Annotated in this window: 19 protein-coding genes and 8 pseudogenes; 7 read left to right on the top strand and 20 right to left on the bottom strand. The window is 50.0% G+C overall.

Annotated elements, in window-relative coordinates:
• Positions 1–197 precede the first annotated feature (197 nt).
• Positions 198–1,163 carry an Rpn family recombination-promoting nuclease/putative transposase gene (locus GO007_RS25995; protein ID WP_095105022.1) on the top strand — a complete coding sequence of 322 codons (966 nt, stop codon included), beginning with the start codon at positions 198–200 and terminating at the stop codon, positions 1,161–1,163.
• Between the two features lie 144 nt (positions 1,164–1,307).
• Here the strand turns inward: GO007_RS25995 and GO007_RS25990 are convergent, their stop codons facing one another.
• From GO007_RS25990 to GO007_RS25970, 5 genes are read right to left on the bottom strand one after another with little or no spacing between them, the layout of a single operon-like run.
• On the bottom strand, positions 1,308–2,084 hold the full coding sequence (locus GO007_RS25990; protein ID WP_095105021.1) for a site-specific integrase: 777 nt from the start codon (positions 2,082–2,084) through the stop codon (positions 1,308–1,310).
• Positions 2,081–2,767: a hypothetical protein gene (locus tag GO007_RS25985; RefSeq protein ID WP_095105020.1), complete on the bottom strand. Its 687-nt coding sequence runs from the start codon at positions 2,765–2,767 to the stop codon at positions 2,081–2,083. The genes GO007_RS25990 and GO007_RS25985 overlap by 4 nt, the downstream gene beginning before the upstream one ends.
• A 30-nt stretch (positions 2,768–2,797) precedes the next feature.
• Positions 2,798–3,193, bottom strand: a complete 396-nt coding sequence (locus tag GO007_RS25980; RefSeq protein WP_189339924.1) for a hypothetical protein — start codon at positions 3,191–3,193, stop codon at positions 2,798–2,800.
• A gap of 47 nt (positions 3,194–3,240) precedes the next feature.
• The gene (locus GO007_RS25975; protein ID WP_095105018.1) at positions 3,241–3,570 is read right to left on the bottom strand and encodes a hypothetical protein; all 330 of its coding nucleotides are present in this window, start codon (positions 3,568–3,570) and stop codon (positions 3,241–3,243) included.
• Positions 3,571–3,622: 52 nt separating this feature from the next.
• Positions 3,623–3,910 carry a hypothetical protein gene (locus GO007_RS25970; protein ID WP_095105017.1) on the bottom strand — a complete coding sequence of 96 codons (288 nt, stop codon included), beginning with the start codon at positions 3,908–3,910 and terminating at the stop codon, positions 3,623–3,625.
• 550 nt (positions 3,911–4,460) lie between these two features.
• Here GO007_RS25970 and vapB point away from each other — a divergent pair.
• The 4 genes and pseudogenes from vapB (at position 4,461) to GO007_RS25950 (ending at position 6,597) form a co-directional block, all read left to right on the top strand.
• Complete coding sequence (gene vapB / locus GO007_RS25965) at positions 4,461–4,691, top strand: type II toxin-antitoxin system VapB family antitoxin (protein WP_095105015.1); 231 nt, start codon at positions 4,461–4,463, stop codon at positions 4,689–4,691.
• A complete protein-coding gene (locus GO007_RS25960; RefSeq protein ID WP_095105013.1) occupies positions 4,688–5,104 on the top strand; it encodes a PIN domain-containing protein in 417 nt (138 codons plus the stop codon). Before vapB ends, GO007_RS25960 begins: the two co-directional genes overlap by 4 nt.
• 593 nt (positions 5,105–5,697) lie before the next feature.
• Positions 5,698–6,018, top strand: a pseudogene (locus tag GO007_RS25955) (IS110 family transposase); the annotation flags it as partial.
• Between the two features lie 375 nt (positions 6,019–6,393).
• The gene (locus GO007_RS25950) at positions 6,394–6,597 is read left to right on the top strand and encodes an HHA domain-containing protein (RefSeq protein ID WP_003026790.1); all 204 of its coding nucleotides are present in this window, start codon (positions 6,394–6,396) and stop codon (positions 6,595–6,597) included.
• A gap of 70 nt (positions 6,598–6,667) precedes the next feature.
• On the opposite strand, the gene GO007_RS25945 is transcribed toward GO007_RS25950, so the two are convergent.
• From GO007_RS25945 to tnpA, 3 genes and pseudogenes are all read right to left on the bottom strand, one after another.
• The gene (locus GO007_RS25945) at positions 6,668–7,549 is read right to left on the bottom strand and encodes a DUF6685 family protein (RefSeq protein ID WP_095105009.1); all 882 of its coding nucleotides are present in this window, start codon (positions 7,547–7,549) and stop codon (positions 6,668–6,670) included.
• Positions 7,546–8,061, bottom strand: a pseudogene (locus GO007_RS25940) (IS66 family transposase); the annotation flags it as partial. The gene GO007_RS25945 and the pseudogene GO007_RS25940, both read right to left, overlap by 4 nt.
• Before the next feature lie 15 nt (positions 8,062–8,076).
• Positions 8,077–8,397, bottom strand: a pseudogene (tnpA, locus tag GO007_RS29755) (IS66-like element accessory protein TnpA); the annotation flags it as partial.
• Positions 8,398–8,661: 264 nt separating this feature from the next.
• Here tnpA and GO007_RS25930 point away from each other — a divergent pair.
• The gene (locus GO007_RS25930) at positions 8,662–9,195 is read left to right on the top strand and encodes a hypothetical protein (protein ID WP_095105008.1); all 534 of its coding nucleotides are present in this window, start codon (positions 8,662–8,664) and stop codon (positions 9,193–9,195) included.
• A 343-nt stretch (positions 9,196–9,538) separates the two neighbouring features.
• Positions 9,539–10,441, top strand: a pseudogene (gene istA, locus GO007_RS25925) (IS21 family transposase); the annotation flags it as partial.
• Between the two features lie 152 nt (positions 10,442–10,593).
• Here the strand turns inward: istA and GO007_RS25920 are convergent.
• The 12 genes and pseudogenes from GO007_RS25920 to GO007_RS29655 form a co-directional block, all read right to left on the bottom strand.
• Complete coding sequence (locus tag GO007_RS25920) at positions 10,594–11,172, bottom strand: fimbrial protein (RefSeq protein WP_095105006.1); 579 nt, start codon at positions 11,170–11,172, stop codon at positions 10,594–10,596.
• Positions 11,173–11,188: 16 nt separating this feature from the next.
• Entirely contained in the window at positions 11,189–12,220 is a 1,032-nt protein-coding gene (locus GO007_RS25915) for a fimbrial protein (protein WP_223261835.1), read from the bottom strand.
• A gap of 86 nt (positions 12,221–12,306) precedes the next feature.
• Positions 12,307–14,979, bottom strand: coding sequence for an outer membrane usher protein FimD (fimD, locus tag GO007_RS25910; RefSeq protein WP_095105004.1), 2,673 nt, complete (start codon positions 14,977–14,979; stop codon positions 12,307–12,309).
• A gap of 29 nt (positions 14,980–15,008) precedes the next feature.
• Entirely contained in the window at positions 15,009–15,704 is a 696-nt protein-coding gene (locus GO007_RS25905) for a fimbria/pilus periplasmic chaperone (RefSeq protein WP_157349389.1), read from the bottom strand.
• A 40-nt stretch (positions 15,705–15,744) separates the two neighbouring features.
• Complete coding sequence (locus GO007_RS25900) at positions 15,745–16,338, bottom strand: fimbrial protein (RefSeq protein ID WP_095105002.1); 594 nt, start codon at positions 16,336–16,338, stop codon at positions 15,745–15,747.
• Positions 16,339–16,408: 70 nt separating this feature from the next.
• On the bottom strand, positions 16,409–16,990 hold the full coding sequence (gene fimA, locus GO007_RS25895) for a type 1 fimbrial major subunit FimA (protein WP_095105113.1): 582 nt from the start codon (positions 16,988–16,990) through the stop codon (positions 16,409–16,411).
• 1,200 nt (positions 16,991–18,190) lie between these two features.
• Positions 18,191–18,593: pseudogene (locus tag GO007_RS25890) on the bottom strand (IS110 family transposase); the annotation flags it as partial.
• 364 nt (positions 18,594–18,957) lie between these two features.
• Positions 18,958–19,201 (bottom strand): annotated as a pseudogene (locus GO007_RS25885) (IS66 family transposase zinc-finger binding domain-containing protein); the annotation flags it as partial.
• Between the two features lie 61 nt (positions 19,202–19,262).
• Positions 19,263–20,768: a trypsin-like serine peptidase gene (locus GO007_RS25880; protein WP_157349388.1), complete on the bottom strand. Its 1,506-nt coding sequence runs from the start codon at positions 20,766–20,768 to the stop codon at positions 19,263–19,265.
• Between the two features lie 61 nt (positions 20,769–20,829).
• A pseudogene (locus tag GO007_RS25875) lies at positions 20,830–21,099 on the bottom strand (lysozyme); the annotation flags it as partial.
• A 135-nt stretch (positions 21,100–21,234) separates the two neighbouring features.
• Positions 21,235–21,627 (bottom strand): putative holin, encoded by a 393-nt coding sequence (locus GO007_RS25870; protein WP_095104997.1) that lies wholly within the window; start codon positions 21,625–21,627, stop codon positions 21,235–21,237.
• A gap of 446 nt (positions 21,628–22,073) precedes the next feature.
• A pseudogene (locus tag GO007_RS29655) lies at positions 22,074–22,898 on the bottom strand (ISL3 family transposase); the annotation flags it as partial.
• Between the last annotated feature and the right edge of the window lie 107 nt (positions 22,899–23,005).

Here is a 23,005-nt window from a genome sequence, read left to right as displayed (position 1 = left end):
GACCACTTAAATGTCTTCAGAGATGTATGTAACTGTAGAGTGACTGGCATCACGGAAAGTCATGCCTGAGAAGAAAGGCGGAGGACAGAACCACCCCGGCACTGCCCCCCTGAAGGAACGACAAGTGCCTTCTACGCGAATGTTAGCATTTTTTGCCTGTGATATTATGACTGGGTCATTTTTCAGAGCATGGATCGATGAAAAAGAAAACCACTACGCCCACACCCCACGATGCGACATTCAGGCAGTTCCTGACGCAGCCGGAGATAGCCCGGGATTTCATGGAGCTACATCTCCCGGCAAAGCTGCGTGCCATCTGTGACCTCACTACGCTGAAGCTGGAATCCGGCTCGTTTGTTGAGGATGACCTCCGCCAGTATTTCAGTGACGTTCTCTACAGCCTGAAAACCACCGGCGGTGACGGCTACGTTCACGTGCTCATTGAGCACCAGTCTTCGCCGGACAAACATATGGCTTTTCGCCTGATACGCTATGCCGTGGCAGCCATGCAGCGCCATCTGGAAGCAGGCCATAAGAAGTTGCCCCTGGTGATACCGGTCCTGTTCTATACCGGTAAGCGCAGCCCGTATCCGTACTCCACCCGCTGGCTGGATGAGTTTGACGATCCGGCGCTGGCAGGCAGCCTCTACAGTAGTGCTTTCCCGCTGGTTGATGTGACCGTTATTCCGGATGATGAAATCGCCGGCCACCGCAGTATGGCCGCTCTGACCTTACTGCAGAAACATATTCACCAGCGTGACCTGGCTGAACTGGTTGACCGCCTGGCGCCCATTTTGCTGGCCGGGTACCTGACTTCATCCCAGGTCATATCACTGGTACACTATATAGTCCAGGCGGGCGAAACAGACGACGCCGAAGCATTTGTACGCGAACTGGCACAGCGTGTGCCGCAACACGGAGACGCACTTATGACCATCGCACAACAACTTGAGCAGAAGGGTATTGAGAAGGGTATCCAGCAGGGGATCGAGCAGGGGATCGAGAAGGGCATCCAGCTGGGTGAAAAACGTGGTATTGAAAAAGGCCGTAACGAAGGCAAACTGGAAGTTGCCCGTACCATGCTCAAGAACGGCATTGACCGCAATACCGTGATGAAAATGACCGGTCTGACGGAGGATGACCTGGCGCAGATCCGCCATTGATTATTCTTTCCTGAGAACGCCTTTACTGCCCGGATGAGGGCAGGAATACCCACACCATTTCATTCCGAGCGCGTCGTCTGTTCAGAACTGGCTTCTGGACAGACGAGGGGCTGGACAAGCCTCCGGCGCGTCAGCCTGTAAAAGTTAAACCTGTCCTTTCAGCATCGATACAGCCTCGGTTCCCGGCATATGGAACTGAACCCGATGACGTGCCGCGACATCGAGCGCAAACACTTTCGTGTAGATCTCCGTTGAACTCACTGACTTGTGACCCATCAGCGACTGCAGCACCTTCAGAGGAATACCGGCATAGAGCATGTGCATGGCGTAGGAGTGGCGGAACGTGTGCGGTGTTACCGGTACAGAAAACGTCACACCGTCTGCCGCTGCGGTATCCACGGCTTCATTCAGCCACGTCCGAACCGTCCGGTCGGTGATCTCCCAGATACGCGCTTTTTCGGTTCTGCCGCTTCGCTTATTGCGCCGCTCGAGCGGAATTTTCAGCGTGGCCACCATCATCTGCAGCTGGCTGACGTACTGTGTGTCCGATAACGGCACCAGTCGGTGAGGCAACGTGCCTGCCGGCAACCGCCCGGCCGTTCGGGTGGATTTTTCGGCGCGCTGCTTAAGGGTGGCCAGCTGCACGAAAGGATACGGTGGTGCCAGCGAAAAATCTCCCCGGGTCAGCGACAGTGCTTCGTTAATGCGGGCGCCGGTATTCCAGAGGGTGGCCAGCAACATCTTGCGATGCAGATCAGGGACGTAGTGGAGCAGGGCGCTCACTTCGGGCGCCAGCAGATATTTCGGTAGTTCATCCTGTACCAAAGCCATCTGGCGCAGCGCCAGTGCCGCCGGATAGTCAATAGCGACTGGCAGATGCGTCTGAGAGTCCAGACCTTTATACGAGACAAGACCTGTCATTCTTTCCTCCCTTTATTATTTTCAAACTGAGAGTTAAATGACCTCGTTAATTCAGATACTTCCCTGTCAGTTTCCCTCTGAATAATTGCAGCGCCCCAGTGTTGCCGACGTTTATTAAGTAATTGCATGAATGTACCCGACTTGCCGCTTAACTGAGCTGAATCAGGAAGCCCAGCTTCCCTGCGTAACTTAGCGGCCAGAAGAAAAGCCTTTAAACCTGCTTGAACGCACTCAAGATAAAGGGTTTGTTGCTCGCGCAGATCTGTTGGAGAATCCATCTGTTCTATATGCAATACTAACGCAGCCTGCTCTGCTTCAAGCGAACGAATCCTGAATATCAGTCGGGAAGGAAGAACTCGCCAGTCGCCGCTTGCGCCAGAAAGATCCAATGTCGGAATGGAGTTCTCCTTTAAAAATTCATACAAAGAATGCCATCGTACATATCTCCATGCCGAAGCATAGCGCTCCAGCGAAAATACGAGTTCGGTAACGATATAAAGACGTTCAGCCGCAGTTTTATCAGCCGCAGCACGCTCTTCTCGTCTGCGGGTAAAACGATGTGTCAGACTCACACCACCTAGTGCAGCGCCTATGGACGAAACCGCCGTGATGATCTGTGGCCACAGGCTGGTGCTGTCCTTCACAACCTTCACACCTTCTGTGGCAATAAACCAGTCAGCCATATTTATTCCTTAACAGAGAAAACCCGCCACTCATTTTGTTTTGAACAGGAGACCCATTTCGTCAAACATCATCACATGACGGGTACGCTTTCCGCGAAAAATACGGCGCATCATTGGCGTGAAATCTGCAGGCTCCCAGCCATAGGGCCACGTATAGTAAATCCCGTCCTGCAGAGTGCTATCGCGTCGCTCTGGTCCGGCAACGATACGTCTGACCTCCCTGCTCAGCGCCTCACCGCGCAGGCCATACTGCCCCAGGTAGCGGCGAAGCCGCGTTCTCGGCATCCGCGTATCGGATTTCACGTAAGCATTAATATCCATATGCTGGGTGGCGGTGAGGATATTCATGCCGTACTTGCGCATGGTGCTGAAGGCGGTGGCCATCACGTCCGTTTCTGTCTGTGGTTCATCATCGGTTCTGTTCATCTGGTTTCCTGTTAACTGGGTTAAGGGCTGTTGTGTGGACCAATCGTCTAAGCTGACGCGGTGTCATCCTGCAACGACCGGAAGGCAAGCCGGGCATCCGTCCTGGAGGGCAGCTCGATACAGTCCCCGCACTGCGGGTCTATCTCTTCGTCAGTGGCCTCGTTATACCGCATACGCAGCCGCCATCCCTTCATGGGAGGCGCGTTCTGTATGGCCAGCACCATCCCTTCCGGCGACAGCAGTTCACGGAGGGTGTAGCAGGCGCCGATCCGGGTCGAATCCCGCAGCCACATCACGGGGTACTCACTGACCAGCTGGTCATACACGCATTCTGGCGTATGGAAGTAATTCCCGTCCGCCCTGCATAAATCACACATAATCCTTCCTTTACTGAGAAATCCCGCCAGCAATATTTCCTTGCATAGGTGCTTAGCAGTAAAAACGTACACTCAGATTAAAAATATTGCCGTTAATGAGCTCTCTGCAATCTGGTAACGCAGGAACCTGGCTCTGACTAAAGGGAGTAATGACATCAACTTCCTTGGTCAGGAACCAGCTCTGTGAATCAGCACACCACCATGCGAGCTCACGTTCGTCAGAGCTAATCACTTCAAAGTAATCAGGCAGGTCCGGCTCAAGGTCTCCACGCAACCAGAGATGGGTGTGTCCGAGGATTTTCAGAGATTCGTCTAGTTCAACAAGAAATAAGCGTTTCACGATTTTTTCCTTAGTTTCATACCAACCACTCCCTTTGACGTCAGTTCTTTCATTTCGCATTATCTCCATACGTAAAAATCATCACCTGAGAGATAATAAGCAACCATATAACCACGCCGTTAAATTACCGGATGGCCATTCCGGTCTGATCCGACTTTTATGTTATTCCGAAATTTCCGGAAGTGTACCACGGTCAGGAAGTAAGCGAAGCACTGTTTTCTGCTGCTGCGCGCCGGGTCACGGGGCAGGGGAGAAACACAACATCTGGTAGCTCCTGCAGCTGATAGAGCCACCACATATTGTGGAGGAGGGTAGGGCGGGGCCGGATGACGACCGGCAGATCCGGAACTCACAGAAATCGGATCTCGGCGGAAAAAAGAGAGAACTGTATATAGGTGTGGCATATCCATATGCCTGACATCTGCATAGGTCAGACATACGCATATACTCACCATCTGCATATGCTTTACATATACAAACCCGTTCTGAAGGCATATACTTCACCTATGCGGGAATACTCCCTGGCACACTCAGCATATGAGGAAAAACCATGCGCACAGTTTCGATATTTAAAAACGGCAATAACCGCGCCATACGTCTGCCCCGGGACCTGGATTTTGACGGGGTCAGTGAGCTGGAGATCGTCCGGGAAGGGGACAGCATCATCCTGCGTCCTGTCCGGCCGACCTGGGGCTCGTTCGCGCAGCTGGAAAAGGCCGATCCGGACTTTATGGCGGAGCGCGAGGACGTTGTCACCGACGAAGGACGATTTAACCTGTGAACAAAACCTACATGCTCGACACCAACATCTGCTCGTTCATCATGCGCGAGCAGCCGGAAGCCGTCATTAAGCGTCTGGAGCAGGCCGTCCTGCGCAATCACCGCATCGTGGTCTCGGCGATCACCTACGCCGAGATGCGCTTTGGCGCCATCGGCAGGAAAGCCTCACCCCGCCACGGGCAGCTGGTCGACGCATTCTGCGCCCGCCTCGATGCCGTGCTGCCCTGGGATCGGGTGGCGGTGGATGCCACCACGACGATCAAGGCGGCACTGGCCGCGGCCGGGACACCGATTGGCCCGAACGATACCGCGATTGCCGGGCACGCCATCGCCGCCGGCGCCATCCTGGTGACGAATAACACGCGGGAATTTGAACGGGTGCCGGACCTGGTGCTGGAAGACTGGGTGAAGTGAAACCGCTATAAATTTCGTGAAGAATGGGGAGGGACTGAATGACAAGGAAACTATTCTCCTTCAGAAACTTCGCAGGCAGATGGGCTCGAAAATAATGCCCGCCCGTTATAAATCTCGTCCTTAGAAAATAATTTTCCTGTGCAGACGAGAGAATGCCGGTATCCGGTATGCGGACAGAAAGCGTATTTCCTTAGCTGATGGATTAAGTTTCTTCTTACTTAGCCAGAAATCGGATCTGTGAGGCGGGAAATCCGCAAGAGATATGATAATTAAAGAAAATGCATAAAATCATACTGAGCTGGCATGATGTTTATCATTTTATATCTGAATCATACGAAGTATGATTTTTAACTAAACCGGACATTATCAGACGGAGCGAATGAGATGAACGCATCCCACCCTTCTCAAGCGGAGTGTAAATCTCCACTTTTTCAGCAAGACTGTTCGGTGCTCACTGTGTTGCGCTCCGCCTCAGTCTTGATTCAAAAGTGTTTTTGGGGAGGGGATTTGTGATTGCTATCGGGGAAATCGGAGTGTCGATCCTTACAGACTTACGGTATTGCAAAACACCTGGATAACTGAAGGATACGATTATGAAATATCTACCTGTAGGCGTTGATATCGCAAAAAGTCTGATTCAAGTTCACTTCATCAATAAGCACACGGGTGAAGTGGTCGATAAGCAATTACGCAGCAAGGATTTTCTATCATTTTTCAGTAATCGGGAACCTTGCCTGATTGGTATGGAGGCATGTGGTGGATCGCAGCACTGGGCACGCGAGCTGGAGAAGATGGGGAACTCAGTTCGGTTGATGCAGGGACGGTTCGTTAAAGCATTCGTTATGGGCAACAAGAATGATGTGATGGATGCCCGAGCTATCTGGGTTGCGGTGCAGCAACCCGGCAAGGCTATATTCGGGATGGGTGGCCTGCTTTGCGCAGCATGCTCCCTTCAACGGGCATGAGCATGATTTGACTTTAAAATATCTGCTTAATTTATTTTTTGTGTATGTTTTGATGGAACCCTTCTACCAATTATTTCAGGTTACTAACTATGTTAAAGGACTTCTGGATCTGGCAGATAACAGCGGCCAGTTGATAAATTTTTATAAAGAGATTCCTGTTATGTGGATATATAGTCTGTCCGCAGTTCTAACTTCTGTGGTTTATCTCATATACGCAAAATGGTTTGTTCGTAAAAGAGTACAAAGATAATAGTCCGTTGATGACTGACTTTAATACTTAGAATATTAGAATTTCAAACAGTACACAGAACCTGCAGAGAAAAAATGACCAAAAATGAATGGATTTTACGATTGAGGCGCTGTACTTCAGGGGAAACGCTGGAAAAGGTTATTGAAAAAAATAAGTATTCGCTTTCAGATTCTGAACTTGAGCATTTTAACGCTGCCGTGGATCATCGCCTGGCAGAGCTGACAATGGGGAAATTGTATGACAAAATCCCCCCTGGTGTATGGAAATTTGTGAAATAGACTAAAGATGGGGCGACGACCTCGCCCCTGTGTTTATCCTGGTAAAAGTAACTTTTACTCGTGCCCTGGACTATTTCAGCTCACTCAACTGCTGACTGAGTGACGGAAATCCTGCCTGCGCCAGCAGGCGTGATACGCGCGCCGGAGCCGTTTGGTGCCGCTCCAGCCAGATAACCCGGAAATGCTGCTCGTCTCCATTTTCCCAGTGAGGAGGATTGGATACGCCAAACGGGCATTTCAGTCGCAATAGCGCGTCTTTAAATTCGCCATAGACAATTCCCTCCGGTACCAGGAACAAATCCCACTGCGCCGTCAGCTGCCGTATTTTTTGCGGATTTATACTATAGGTGTTCAACTGGCCTGTCAGAGAAACCGGCTGACTCAACTGTGTTGCCAGGAAACGGGCTGCTGCAAAATGGTGGGCGCCGTCGACATTGTTCCAGTAAAGCCGATCCGGTGCCCAGGAGAACTGGCTGAACACCATCTGCGACAGCCGTGCTGTGTAGCGACTGAGATTTCGCGCCAGCTGTTCGGAACTGACCGGTATTGTGATTTCAGAACAACGCTGTAACGCAAAATCATTCAGCTGAGATATGTTCAGGTCATCCTCTCCCGACGAGCTCAGCCCCCCGATACTGGAGATATCGCACCGATAATTTTCTGTAATCTCGCCGCTTACCAGGCCGTCCAGCTGCGGGATATGGCGTTGCAGGTAGACATAATTACCATCATGGCCGGGTCGCAGGTAGAGAATAGTGTTTTTATCACTGCCGAGCCATCTGTGCCAGCTGACAATTGAACGCAACCAGATAGTGTCCTGCCGCTGTGGTTTTTTTATTTCCAGAGCACCATTGTCGATCCGACGACGTAAGGTCGTCGGATATCCAACAGAATTCAGCACGCCATCCTGAAGCGGCTTACGCCACAGGAGGGGTCTATTATTGTCTGTCATATTGATAATCCTGGTAAGCGTACAGCGAGAGCCGTATTGACAGGGATGCGCCAGGGTAGCAGTTCGCTGACCCGGTTGACTGGCCAGTCGGCGATGACGTCAAGCACATAGCGGAGGTAGCCTTCTGGATCCACGCTGTTCAGTTTGCACGTCCCGATCAGGCTGTACAGCAGTGCTCCCCGCTCACCACCGTGGTCAGAGCCGAAGAACAGCCAGTTCTTTCTCCCCAGACTGACCATCCGCAGCGCATTTTCAGCGATGTTATTGTCCGCCTCGGCCCAGCCATCATCTGCATAGTACGTCAGCGCCGGCCACTGGTTTAGCGCATACGTGAACGCCTTCGCCAGCTCCGAGTGTCGCGACAGCGTTTTCATCTTTTCACGCAACCAGCTTTCCAGGGTACTAAGCAGCGGTTTCGTTTTCCGCTGACGTTCAGCAAGCCGTTGTTCCGCCGGCATTCCCCTTATCTCCGCCTCAACGGCGTACAGCTCGCCGATTCGCTTCAGGGCTTCAAGCTTTTCGCTGACAGTGCCATTGAGGCGGAGCATCCCGTGCCGGAACGTTACCTCACAGCTGATACTGAGGGTTTCCGGGTCCTCTGCGGGCGGTTCTGGCTGTACGGCAGCTGCATCGAGAGTCACAGGAAGTAGCTGAGGGCTGTCTGAAGAAGGTAATAGCAGCTTTCCCTCGCGCCATTGCTGGCGCCATTTGAACAACAGATTGGCGTTAATGCCATTTTCAAGCGCCAGTTTTGAGATGGATATCCCGGGTTCGCAGGAGGCAGCAACGAGCTGCTGTTTAAACTCAGGAGAATAGTTAGGGCAGCCTTTACGCCTGCCGGGAGTCATATTTTTCTGCATGTCTGACACTTTGGTTCCCACTACTTATTTTGGTGGACACCACTTTGTCGGATGCTTCAGATTATGACCAGACGGTTCATGCTGTACGCTTACCATGGTGTCGGTGGGCGCGGTGGACAAAGAAATCTTTCCCGGATACCGTTGATGCCCGGTTGACTGTCAATACAGGACAATGACAGCTGTAGTGATCAGGGTGGGAGCAATCTGTTTTCAGATGTCTTACTGATTCAGTAATCATTATGGAGAAATATAATGAACGGAAAATTGTTGAAAGTATCGTTCCTGGTTCTTGGGATGTTTTCTGGTGCAAAAATGGCATCTGCGGATACAGTTATGCAGAATAAAGAGGCTACTCCCCACAGACCTGTAGCAACAGTTTTACCCGAGAATGGAAAACTAACTGCTGATAATGGAGAGTTACACCAGGGTATTGCTCTTGAATGTGTTGGTGGAAAACCCGGAGGAATTTCCTATTACAGCCCGAAAAATGATCTTAATGTTGCGACGGATGCACCGGTTAATATAGAAATCCGGGTAGATAATAACCATCCGGTCAAATTTACTGCCAGCAGAAAGCTCAACGAAAAAGCCCCTGATGCATTAACAGTCAAATCTTATGATACAGACAGTACTCTTAGCCTAATCCATGATCTGGAAATAGCTAAAAATGACGTACAGGTGAAAGTCTGGACTCCAGAGGGAGATAAAAGTAAAACATTTGAGCTAAAAGCCAGTGATATGAAGGGAGCAATAAATAACTTCAGATCATATTGTGACGGGAAGTAGCCACATCCATTCTTCTTTAAGCCCTGCATGAACACCACCTCCTATGGAGGTGGTTAGCAATAAGTTGGCCCTGCCAATAATGTTACTCATGTGTGCGTATTCCGACCCAAACCGACCATTGATTCCGATTTAATCCGATCGGACTTTCCGATTTAATTCGACCACGAATTCCGATTTGTTCCGGCCAGATTTGGCCCGCCGTCGGAATCCGTGATCCTGGCTCCGGAATCCGTGATCGGATTGTCGGAATCGGTGATCCTGTCGTCGGAATCCCGCGCTTTTCACTTTTAAAACAATGGACAACACTTTCTCCTGATAACGCATCTTCCGGAGGAGTGTCGCCATGGCAAGACTGAGAATGCGGATGAGTAAAATTAAAGAACTGCTGCGCCTGAAATTTGACTGTCACCTGCCCAACAGGAGCATCTCAGCCTGTCTGAATATCGGGTGCAGCACTGTATCTGATGTGGTCACCCGCTTCAGGGGGAGCCAGCTGGCGTGGCCCCTGCCAGAAGAGATGACGGAATCACAACTCGAAGCGTTGCTCTATACCGGACGCGCCAGCGACAGCCATAAACGGATGCCCGACTTCCCGCAGTGCCATCAGGAACTGAAGCGTAAAGGGATGACCAAAATCCTGCTCTGGCAGGAATATCAACAGGAAGCCGGCGAAAACGCCTACGGGTACAGCCAGTTCTGTAACCTCTATGGTGAGTGGCTGAAGCAGCAAAAACGCAGTATGCGTCAGCATCATGTTGCCGGTGAGAAGCTGTTCCTCGACTTCTGCGGGCCGACGATCCCGGTTATCAACCCGGATACGGGCGAGGTACGGCAGGCGCACATCTTCGTCGCCACGCTCGGTGCCTCAAACTACACCTATGTTGAAGCCTGTGAAAACCAGCGGCAGGAAAGCTGGCTGATGGCCCACGTCAGGGCGTTCGAGTTCTTCGGCGGTGTTCCTCAGCTTCTCATCCCGGATAACCTGAAAGCGGCAGTCAGCCGCGCAGACCGCTACGAGCCGGTACTGAACGAGAACTACCGTAAGCTGGCCCGGCACTACAACACGGCCGTGATCCCGGCCCGACCCCGCAAGCCGAAAGACAAACCCAAAGTTGAAAATGCCGTCCAGGTAGTGGAGCGCTGGATCCTGATGCGGTTGCGGAATGAAGTGTTCCATACGCTGGCCGTGCTGAATCTGGCCATCAGTGAGCTACTCAGGGGCGAATCAATGCGTAAACTGGCGCAAACCGATCAGACGGGTTAAAAACTAAAGTAAGAAATAACCAGCGTGGGAAGCACGATCGAAATCGCCGGAATCACTGACCGGAATCATCGGAATACGCAATATAACGCTTGAATTCTCAGTTTCTTTCCCCTGAGGCTCTATCAGCTTTGAGTTCAATCATAAGTCAAGGCGAAAACACTGTCGGCATTCGCCGAACCTGCAGTCACTCTTCCGTCAGTCGAAAGATAACGAGCGGATAAATTAAGACTGGCATTACCATTATTATCCACTGCAACTCTTTCGGTCGCCTCGTTTAAAGGTAGTCGTTTATGCAAACCATCCATAATTTCCACAGCCACTCCGGTTGCTGAACTCTGGTCATTAAGTGCGAGCAGACTGCTGTTACTGGAGTCTGCATCACCGGTAAAGGTCAATTTAACACCACTGGCGGCACACCCCGTAAGATTAATCGCGAAATCTACTGCTTCGGAGTGTCCACCGGGATAAGCGAGCTGCCCGATCGACCAGTCCCCCAGATTGACAGTTTTATCCACATCGGCTGGATCGACCTCACAAGACAGTGCCACGATATTGCCGGTAAGCCTGATGTTTATCCTCGCAAGCCCACTTCCGTCAGGAGCTAGCTCATCCGCATATACTTCATTGGCAGGGGCGAATGCCAGTAGAGAAGAGATAAAAAACGCGATTACTAACAGCCCCAGCGTACCGTATTTTTCTTCAAGACTCATCATATATCTCCCGCCCTACTCAGTCGAAATCAACACGCAAATAACCTGCTGCAGTAAATTTACCTTCTGCAGGTTTATTTCCCGTAACACTGACAGGCCAGGCAGACACAGGAACCGTAGCAGAAAAGTTGTCATCCAGTCTGAATGGTATTTTGCTGTCAATGTTGTTGGGGGTGAGAGGTTTATGGTCTACATCAGCGATAATAAACCCCACATCCTTATTATCCGACACCATGACATTGCCAGATACCTTGTCAGCCTCAAGACGCATGGACAACATAGCCTGAGCATCCATATTCTTACATTTAATTCCAATGTTTTTTGTCTGAGGATTGATACCAGCAGGCCTGTTGCCGGCACCAGCCTGTGAAAACGACGGAGCACCAATATCTCCGAAACTCATTGTAATATAATCCCCTGAATTTAATTCACAACTTTGTGGAACATCTACTTCCCCTGACATAAAGAGTTCAGATACATAGGGTCCGGCCTCGCCAATATCAGGAGATTTTGAAATTTGAGTATGTAAAACGCTTTTACTAAATGCCGAGAAACCAACAAATGGTTTTATAATTTTTAATGATACCCTCCCCTTACTCCCTGATGACCACACGGACTGGGAGCTGGTAACAGTTTTATTTGATTCAGAGATGAATGGCACTGGTATATATTTGCTTACGTACCCGCCAACCCATGACTCAAATGAAACGGCCAGATATTCATTCAGAACATACCAGGTCCTTTGACCATCATTTGACAATTTAGGGAGAGAACTGGTTGTTGTTATGTATCCAGCAGCTTTGGCATTACAACCTGTTGTACTAAATTTACCATCTAAGGAATAGGTAAAAGAATTTTCCAATACTTCTCCGGCTTTATTTTTACCTACTGAATCGACTGAGCCGTTCACATTATCGTACGTAAAAACATGCGTTCCTCCAACAGGGATGCACGGTCCAAATGATTCAGCGCTTGCTGTGTTTACATATTCACCATAAATAAAAAAAATAAAAACAATCATGACATGAAAATATCTTTCAATTGCTTTCACTCATTACCTCCTTGTAATTCAGGGATCTTGAAATCTGACAGCAATACAGCAGTAAATTGATCATGGATATTATTCATCTTATTTTATTACGCCTTACATGATATTGTCATCGTAACCACAGCCTCATCTTCACTGTTCTGAGGGAGCTGGTACGGCATATTGCATTTCTGTGCATCACTGTCGCCCCACACCACCTCAAGCTCCCCGGCCAGCGGCACCCCCGTCAGGTAGACCTCTCCCGACTCACTTACTATACCGGTCACGCCAGACGTTTTCTCTGCCACCACCGAACCGAACGGTACCGGACGATTGTTGTGCATCAGCGTCAACAGGGCACGTACCCCCGTGTGCGTCCCGTACTCTGCCCTGACCAGGGCCCCCTGCGTCGGCACCACGCTTTGCACGTTGTCGTCCAGGTCCGTGTGCATATCCAGACTGTTCACATCCAGTGCCACCCGGTTACGCCGGTACATCGTCGCGTACGGCAGTACCGTGTAGCCTCGCCAGTCCGTCTTCACGCCGTTGCCATTTTCCACATGCACCCCCTTCGCCCCCGGTGCTTTTATCAGCACATTGGTGTCACCGAGTTCCTGCCCGAACGTCACCCCGTCGGCGTGAGCAACCACCCCGCCGGACACGTCCCAGTTAACCCGGTGGTCGTAACGGCTGTAGCTGTAGCCGGCACTGGCCGAGCCGTACCCCCCACGCAGTGATGCGCTGGCACTGCCACTGTTACCTGAACCATTGCTGTGACCCTGCATCACGCTGTAGCTGAGGTTGTGCTCCTTCAGCAGAGTCCCGCTAACCCCGGTTTGTACCCGGGTCACGCCGTCCTGGTCCCGGCTGGCCAGTGCCGTGGCATACAGACTGTTCAGCGCCTCATGTTCCGGCCTGTTATGCCCCAGGAAGCTACCGAACGGTACAGAGACACTCAGCGACAGCAGCCGGTTATCCCCGGACAGCCCGGTACTGCGGTTAAGGGCATACGACAGGTTGTAGCTGATGCCGTGCCAGCCGCTGGAGAATCCTGCCTGATACCAGGAATCTTTCCCGGTGGCATTCCAGTAGGTCTGCTGACTTCCTGACAGATAGAGCGAACCCAGGTCCCCCAACTGCTGGGAGATGTTCATCTGGAACCGCCCTTTCTTACTGCGGCGCAGGTTGTGATAACTCAGCGGTTCGTAACGATACCCCTGGCCATTACCCTCATCCTTCCAGGCGTACTGGTATCCTTCCATCGCGTCCCATGCCACCTCGCTCAGGGTGTAGAAACCGCGCGTGGAGTAGCGATAGCCTAGCAGCTGGAAATTTGTGCCAAACCCGTTCAGCGACTTGTTGTATAAAAAACGCAATGACTGTCCCTGATGACGGCTGTCATCTGCCAGCCGGCTCCAGGCGCTGGTCAGGTCGGCGGAAACCGCCCCCCACGTGCCGAGGTTCTGCCCGATGCCGCCGGCCAGGGACTGATATCGCCCGGCCTGCTGTGTACCGCCATACAAGGTGTACCCGCCGGCAAACCCTCGGGCCAGCGTGCCCTGCGCAAAGAAAGGTGAACTCTTGTCATGCATCCCGCTCCGGTAGCGACCGGCAACGAGGTCATACTTCAGTCGCCCTTCGCGCTGAAGCAACGGTACCGTCGAATAGGGCACCCTGTAGTGCTGAACATCGCCTGACTCGCTTTCCACTGTGACGTCAAGGTCACCGCTGGACGACGTCGGGTTCAGGTCGGTAATTTCAAAGGCGCCAGCCTGGACGGTGTTCTGATAAATCACATACCCGTTCTGTCTGACTGTCACTTTTGAACGACCGGAAGCCAGCCCCCTGACCGTCGGGGCATAACCCTGCTGACTGTCCGGATACATCGGGTCTGAGGTGTACAACCGCGCGCCACGAAAGCCCAGACTGTCAAATACATCACTGCTGCTGCTGCTGTCCCCCAGAATCAGCTCACTCTTCAGCGGAATGACCGTGCGCTGTGCATAGGTGGAAATACTCTGCCACCGGTTTGTCCGGTAACCATTTTTATAATCCGAATAGCTCCAGGCCCCGTTATGGCGCAGCCGCCACGCCCCCAGATTCAGCCCACCATTCAGGTTCAGGTAATAGCTGTCACTGTCACGTCCCTTATCGCCGGTGAAGGTATAGTTCAGCAGGCCGGCGTTAATCCCCTCATCCCATTCTTCCGGCGGAATATATCCCCGGACGCTACTCTGAATAACAGCCTGAGGAAAGGTAAGAACCAAACGCTGTGAGGAGAAATCGTAGTGAGACCCGGCCCCCGGGAACAGCGCCCTGAAGTCCAGGCACTGTCCGTCATCGCTTTTTATTCCCTGCAGGGCCGGAACACCGGAGGTGGCGACACCCAGTCGTTTCAGCCACTTCATCGTCAGACAAGGCACCAGACCTGTATCATCCCGGGGCATTCCGGCAGCCTCATTGGCAGAACCACGGTGCGCTGAAACCGGTGTGCTCTGACCGTCTGCGACCGGTGTTTCATCCGCTTCAAAACGGACATTCTGTGTGGTGACAAACTCCTCATTGAGCCAGACATCCACCCGGTAGACGCCCGGTGCCTGACCGGCACCGCTTTCAAAGCGTGACAGGTCCGCCACTTCCGTACCATCCCCGGATAAAAACGCAGGGTTAAACCAGTCAGCTGCGCGTGACGGGCACGTCAAGGCCCCCAGCACAGCCAGCGCAACGGCAGAGACCCGTACTCCGGCGGGCAGATATCGGGGAGTAAATAAAAGAGGATTCATAGCGTTCGGTCCCGGACAATGGATTCTGGTTACTGTGTTTTCCCGGTCTGCTGCGGCGTCACCGCACCGTAATCATTCACCGTCTGGAAACGAACCTCACCGGCGGTACCTGCAGGCAGGTTCAGGGACTGCTGTCCCTTTGGCGGCACCATGGTATTGGGTACTTTCTTTCCGCCCACGTACAGGTTAACCAGCGTCTCGTAGTACGGCGTCGGATTGGTGATCGTCAGGTGACCGCCACTCTGCTGAAAACGCAGGTGGTCGGCCGCTTCCGCTTCCCCCATCACCAGTCCGTCCGGGCGCATGAACAGCTTGATGCGTGACAGGATGGCCAGCTGGAGCGTATTTTTGTCCTTGATGGCCTCCTTGTTGACAGCCGGGATGGCTTTAACGCTCATCCAGTACACCGTTTCCCTGTCCTGCGGCAGCGGTTTACCGGTATACATAATGCGCAGCGTGTTCTCGCTTTTCGGCGCCGAGGCAAACAGCGGCGGCGTCACGACAAAATCATGCGTCTTATGACCACTCTCGTCCTCCACCCAGGCCTGAATGAGATAACGTTCGTGCGGGTCGCTGTTGGTGACAGGCAAAGAGGCCTGGCTGGCAGAGGCGGCATAAACCACCCGGGTGGCGCCCAGACCGACCCCACCGGCATACACCGGCCCGGTAACGGCCATTCCGGCAGCGGCCAGCATCAGCGCTGACGCGGTTATTCTGAAACTCATGATGTTGATACCTGTTGGATTAATAAACGACCGGTCCCTGTCACGGGTAAACCAGTCTGAACCAGACTTCGCTGTGCAGTGCGCCAGGCCAGACTTCACGGGACGTCGCCCGGTAACGAGCCACGTAATTCATAATCACTTCGCTGGCGTTCACGGAAACCGTGGTACCGGTACCCTGATCGGGAATGACCTGTCGCCCGGACTCATCAGACAGCATCAGCCCCAGTCCGCTGTAACCTTCACCTCCGCTGACGCCGGTGGGTGCCCCGTCGCCGGAGGTCACCAGAAACACATCGGCTTCCTTCGGGTCGGTCATACCGTAAAAGCTGACCCCCACGTCACTGACCAGTGACGGATTACAGTCAGTCAGGTGAATAGCGAATGGCACCCGTACAGGAGACAGGGAGCCGACGCCGTGAAACGTGTCGTTACGGTACTGGCCCATGCTGACCTGCATGTCCCGGCTTTCTGCCGATACCACACAGCTGCCTTCTGCCAGTGCGCCTCGTAAATGCACCTCACCTCCGCGGACAGTCACCACATGGTTACGGGCCTCCGCGCCGGAAGTTCCCATAAGAAGACAGGACAGACCTGACAGCATGGCCAGTACCACGCCGGAATGACGGAAATGCATATAATCACCTTCCCATAAAAGCCCCGGCTGTCATGTATCCAGCCGGGGAGGTTACGCTACAGGTTGCGGATTACTGGTATTGCATGATGAAGGTGGCGTCGGCGTTCGCCTGACCAGCAGTCGGTGCAGGCGTGGTGGATACATACTGCGCAGAGAAGTTCAGGGTATTCTCACCGTCAATCAGCGTATGCGCGGTGGAGAAAGTTGAGCCATCCGGGCTGACAGCCTTGGAAGCTTCATCCAGGATCTGAATACCCACGCCGGAAGCGGTGTCGGTGTTGCCGTTGGAACTGGAGTCAATCGCCAGCAGACCGGCCTGAGCGGCATCCTGCTGACCAGAGAAGGCGACGGCAGCCGTGGTAGCTACAGAGGTGTCACAGTCTTCCAGCTTGATTTTGAACGGGATGGCTGCAGACTTGTCGCCCTTGTTCTTGAAGTGGTGCAGGGTGTACTGTCCCAGGGTGACAGTCTGGTCAGCGGAATCCGCGCTGACAGAACAGGCCGCATCTACTAGGCTGCCGCGGAAGTGTACAGTACCGCCGGAGACGGTGGTGGTGGTCGGCGTGGTCGGAACATCATCCTCCGCGTGCGCCACACCCATGGACATTGCCATTACGGCACCAAAAACAACAGCCAGTTTGTTCAGTTTCATTATTAACTCCAGGTTAAATATATTAAAATAAAAATATAACCATTTCTGCCGGATAATGTCCGGTAGAAATGTTATATACATCCTGTGGTCGAACAGGTTGGCCTTATCCATAAAGCCAACAGAGAGAAGAAAAATCAGTAAAACACCCAAAACATACACACTCATATCAGATCAGTGATGCCGACGATATAAATAAGTTCTGGCGAAAAAACGTCTATATCACCCGGGTCTGGATATGTGGTGAAGCATGTACATCAGGCATCAGACAAAAATGACGATGTTTAAAAAATCGCTCTATCTCAATATTTAATCACAAAATACTTTCAGCTTTCGTCGGACAAGAAAATCAAGCTCACAGGCCAATTCACGCAATGGAATAAAGTAATCACTGCAGTCGTCATGGTTTGAAAGACATTGTCCTAGTTTACTTCGGATATAAATATAGCCACAGTCATCCGGTTGCATACCACAGACACAAGAAAGAAAACGCAGGATGTCTCCTGTTTCGGAGAAATTATAATCACTGACTCTGTTCTCTATCTGCGCCCGAGTTAAAATGTAATCTCCTGAATTAACGGTGATCGCACCTTTACTCATTATCATTCGAGGCCCTGTAAATTACTCAGAAAAATAAAATCATAGATACCAAAACTCTCCGAATCTCCTTGTGTTGAACAAGAGTATACACAACCTTACAGAATCGACAATGGCGATCAATAGCCCAAACCCAATAGTCAAAAACTATCACACCTTAACTTATCGATCGTTCAACTCGATATCAATAAAAAAACAACACATTGATTTAAAACAATTTAATCAAAAACCAATATTCATCCATTTTTAAGCCAGACAGACACCCCTAACAATTTAGCAACAGAATATAACTTTCTAATTACCCGACTGGTATATGGAATGTTTATATAAAACGCGAGTAACTAAAACAAATACAAAACGCAAAAATTTAGCTTTGTTAAAATATTGCAACGAGTTGTTGGTTTATATTTTACGGGATTGATGTGAGCAGAGCCGCCGGTTAGATGTTGGGAATGGCAGGCGTCCACTGGCGGAAACGACGATGCTACGGATGAAGAAGATATTTGGAGAGTGGCTGTCGCAAGGTGATTACAATGCGCAGATGGGAGAGTAAATGGCGGGGGGCTCCTATTTAGTTGTCAAGCATGTTTATGACGCAGCAGGGGTACGGTTGGTGGCCTGCGTAGTCTGTGCGGCAAGATCATCATCAAAGCCGCAGAGCATGGAGAGTTCGGCTATTTGCTCGTCAGCCAGTTTTAGCGTGCATAACGCGTGAGGCAGGGTACGGGCCGCTTCGGCGATGATGGCCGCATCGCGGGTATCGGTTTTGGCTTCACCGGCGTGTAAGTCAGCGATGCGGCGCATTCAGAGCGGGCAACGGCGACGGGTTATGCGCAGATGGTGACTGCGGGTCAACAACCAGCAATATCTGACCATGCTGTTTCAGGTCAGATATCAGCGATCTGAGTTTGTTTTCGTCGATGGGTAATGCCTTATCGAACAGGCTTTTACCTGAACGATCAACGGCAACAGCGTGATGTGTATCTTTACCAACATCAACGCCAATAATGACCTGAACTTATTCGTAATTGCTGGATTCGGTCATTCTGTCTCCCTGTTTATACGGGTTAACCAGATAACCACGGGGAGAAGGTACCGGCATCCACGTTACAGACGGTCCCGGCAAAAGTGTCTGACCAGGCCCCTATCAGCGGTTACCAACGCCCCACCAGACCCGGTGACATCCCCCCGGCTCATGAACTACTGAGGGCAGTAATCATGCCGGGTCTGGCTGGCTAACCCATTATAAATGGGTATGAATAAAGTAACGGGGAAGCGATGACTAGAATGACGCATGCTAGTCAGCGTTCGGATTGCCTTGAAATAGGTAGAAACGGCTTTGCTGTACCTGTAAAATGGTAAATTTAACAAAGCCATTCGGGCAAAGATGTGCTGCTGGCGATAGAGGGGCAGATAGTCGCGGTACTTACTGATCACCACTTGCGCAACCAGACTGGCCTCTGCGGTACTTTTCGGGATGATATGAGCGGGCATTTCACCACTGACCACCCGCTGGCAACAGGTGCATCCATATTGTGGGCGAACATACTGGTTCACCACGAAGTGAGCCGGGATATATTCCAGTTTTTCGCTCACTTCATCGCGGATGTGGCGCAGCTTCCATGGGCACCCAGGCTTAATATATTAGATTGAATTAAAATACACTTAGCATTACGGATTAAGCCTGTATTATAATATTAAAAACAAAATACCCTGATACGGCTGAAGGCCTTGATGTACGCGCTTCCAAGCTTACCCACGAACGATAATGGTAACCGACCTGATTAAATAAATCAGGGTTATCTTCTTGTGTAATGCATATAACTAATTCAGGGTCAGTATTGACATCAGGAATAGTTACAAGGTTTGTGTACCCATTAACGGTTTTTATTGCCATTCTAAATCTCATATCAACTACATATTCAAGTAAATTGCCCTGAGCTTTAGCACTGAATTCAGTATATGTGTCACGATGAAGTAACGTTCCAGTGAACCCATGAAAAAAAACGGATTCAATTGATGCTAATTTTCTCCATCCTTCATCAAGGGATAATAAATTTGAACGTGATACCAAAGGATATTTAGAAGCCAAACCTAAAGATTCAGTATTGTCCTCTTCACTTACAAAAGCTTTTATTCCATTCCATATATGTGTTCCTTTGACCCCTCGATAAACATTATCATCATCTTCAGTTTCTCTCCCCCAGTCCATAGCAATTACTTTTCTTTCATCTGCAGAGATAATTGGTGATCCAGACGAGCCTGGTGCTGAGAAACAATTTGATTTGACTTGTTGTTCAATCACATCAAGGATGGAACATCTTTCGTTGATATCTTGTGTTGAAAAGTATGAGGTCTTTTGCACCACCCCTCCCGGATGTCCTGGCATATAAACTGTTTTACCTGGTAGCGAATCATCATTTGTATGAAGTGATAATCCACCGATAAGTTCAGCCAACCTGGAATATTTAACATCAAACTCATCCAACTCAACCACACCATAATCATTGTTGGGATCGTTTTCAGGGTCTGTAGTTCCAATTTTCAGGACTTTTTGAATATCAATACTCATGCTATTTTCTGTATTATCATGTAAAAGCTCGAGGGCTGCAGATACTCCACTTTCATTAATTGAAGGTATTATGACGTGGCTATTAGTAACAGCTAAGTTTGTTTTACCTAAGATCCAACTCGTTCCTGATTCGGTAACACCTCCATGATAAATACCAACAGGCCTGGTCGCTTCATAGGCACCAGGATCGACATCACCTAGTTCAGACGAGTAAAACTGGCCATTCTCGTCTGGGTTAATCAGATATTCATTTTTAATGTACGACAATGAATCAAGAATAAAACCATCTTCTCCTTTCAAGGGAGATATAATTTTAAAAATGAATTTATGGCCTTTAAGAGGGCGAGTTGTGATACTGACACCATCATTTGATTCTTGGATTCTTTTCCCCATGAATGAGGCAAAATCCGTACCATCTTCATTAGCAATCAACAATACGGATTTTTTTGATAATTTAACCTTACTTAAAGAAAATCTGTATGCATTTTTATGTTCCATCTGGACAGTTAGCTCAGATGTTTTAATTGAAACATCAAGCTTATGATTCAAAACTCCATTTTTTAATTGAACAGCTTTAACTTCAAGACCCTTACCATCTATTTTCACAAACATATACAATTTCCTTTTTCTTTTCAAACAATTTCCGAACATTGAAGGATTGATTATCTGCCACTTATAAGAGCTCGTACTCATATTGCCGACGACGAACAAGACCCGGCATGATTATCCCTCCTGCTTTCACCCATCGGGGAAACTCTTCAGCAGCGCCGGAGTAATCCCTTGCGTTCAGTTTTCTCAACAAAGTTGATGTACTGAAATGCCCACAACCGAGATTGAATATAAACGAGACCAGGGCATCAAACTGGTTCTGCGTCAAGGGGACATTAACATTCGCAGAGATACATGCTTCGGCATCCCTGACATCAATACGCAGCAGGTGTTCCGCCTCTTCTTTTCATTATATACCTCCTGACCCGATGGTTGTCGTTTATCCTGAGTACTGGTTACCAACACTCGAAAATTCTTTTTCAGAATATACTCACAAAAATCCCTGTCCTGCTCCGTGGTTAAATGGTCTTTAGTCCTTTTTCTTTATAATTACTTTATTTTCAATGTAAGCAATGATTTTGATCATAACAGTAACTGCCAGAGCACTACAGAGGAAAGCGCCGACCGGACGTTTACCGGTAAAATCGGAAGGAATAAAATTATTCACCAGCATAAGTGCGGTATCAGCTCCGACAATTCCCATAACAAACGAGACAATAAAAATAAATGGTTGTCTGCCTTTGTCAAAATGATGCTGAGTAAGAATATAAACGAGGGCTCCGGATAAGGAGGCTATGATTACATCGAGGTTAATGTGGTCAGTTATAGATAATGACATAGATACCCCATTTAAATAAATGGCTATTACCGTGAAACTACACTCCGGATATTTATATTCCCGGATGGCGATGTGAAATTGCATACTGCGTTAGAATCACCATAGACCTTATAAGGATGTATTTACAGTGGTTAATATCGATCATTACACACCCAATTGATAGTGAAAAACTATCACATAAAAACAATTGATCGTCAGAATCAATTGTTAATGGCAGGTAATTAAGTTATGCATGTGTTTTTATTATATAAAATAATTAACCTATACATTATTGTAAATTTAGAAAAGTAACGTTTCGTGAACAGTTTATTGTTCAATGAATCGTCAACAAAATTCATTTTGGGGTTTTGTATTTGATGCCGCTTTGCGGCATGGAGGCGCCAGCCTATGTTAAATGGTGAACGGAAAGTGAGTGGCGCCGAAGCCCGGCGTAGCCGGCAGCTGTTTGACAGGTACTGCCTATCGCCATCCCCGCCCTGTAAAGCCAAAACCACGGATAACGCTTCAGAAGCTGCTGTACGCGGTCGGAGTGAGCTCGTCGAGGGTTTTATTGCTGTTGCATCAGCCTCCATCCCGGCAGCAACACGTTGAAGGTCAACGAGACCGCTCCGACTGACGTCAATGAACCACTGATTTAGCTGGGATTTATTCTTCATCTTCAGCATCCGGTAGAAGTTGAGTGACAGCTGTTGCGCCATTTTCAGTTGGGGTTCTTTCTGGCACATTGACTCGATGAAGCGGGACGCATAGTTTTCTTCTCCTCTGATCATTCGGCAGGGCATTAACCAGCGACTGACCCGGGATGCTGAGCGAAGCCGCCTCGGGGCGACAACCGGAGCGTTGATATGTTTACGCCACCTGGACACAGCATCCCTGACGGTCGTTTCACTCCCGGTAAAACCAGCATCCACCATCTCTCGCCATAACTGGCTGGCATTATGGTTACCGTTTATTCGTTGTTCTTCCAGCCATCCCTGCCACGGATCCAGAAGCCCGGGTTTTGGTGGTTTCGTTGATATTTCAGGGAAGGCTTTCGACTGTATCCACCGACGAACCGTCACCCGGGACAGCCCGGTGAGGCGTGATATTTCTCGGATCCCGCAACCTTTTTTATGAAGAGCGTCGACCTCAGACCAGCGTTGATATTGCTTGTCACGCCGCTGCTGTTTAATTTTCTCAGGGCGACGTAGTGTTGAGACTGGTACCAGAGACGCTTCAGGGATTTGCTTTTGGGGAGATAACTCAGTGGCAACCAGCCTTATCAGTGGCATGTGTCTGTACATCATTCGTTCCAGCGCATCACCGATATTCTTCAGCAGGTGCCAGCGATCGGCTATAGCACTGGCCGCAGCTGCAACGGTGTAGTTCTGATCAAGGACCAGTTGAGCGGATTCGCGTTTAAACTCTGCACTGAAATTTCTTTTTTTCATTGAGGCACCTGTAATGTTCTGAGGTGAGCATA

This window comes from Klebsiella sp. 10-1 (assembly GCF_009758445.1).
GTDB lineage: Bacteria > Pseudomonadota > Gammaproteobacteria > Enterobacterales > Enterobacteriaceae > Klebsiella > Klebsiella scottii.
Note: the sequence above shows the minus strand (reverse complement) of the source record. Positions and strands in the feature narration are given on the sequence as shown.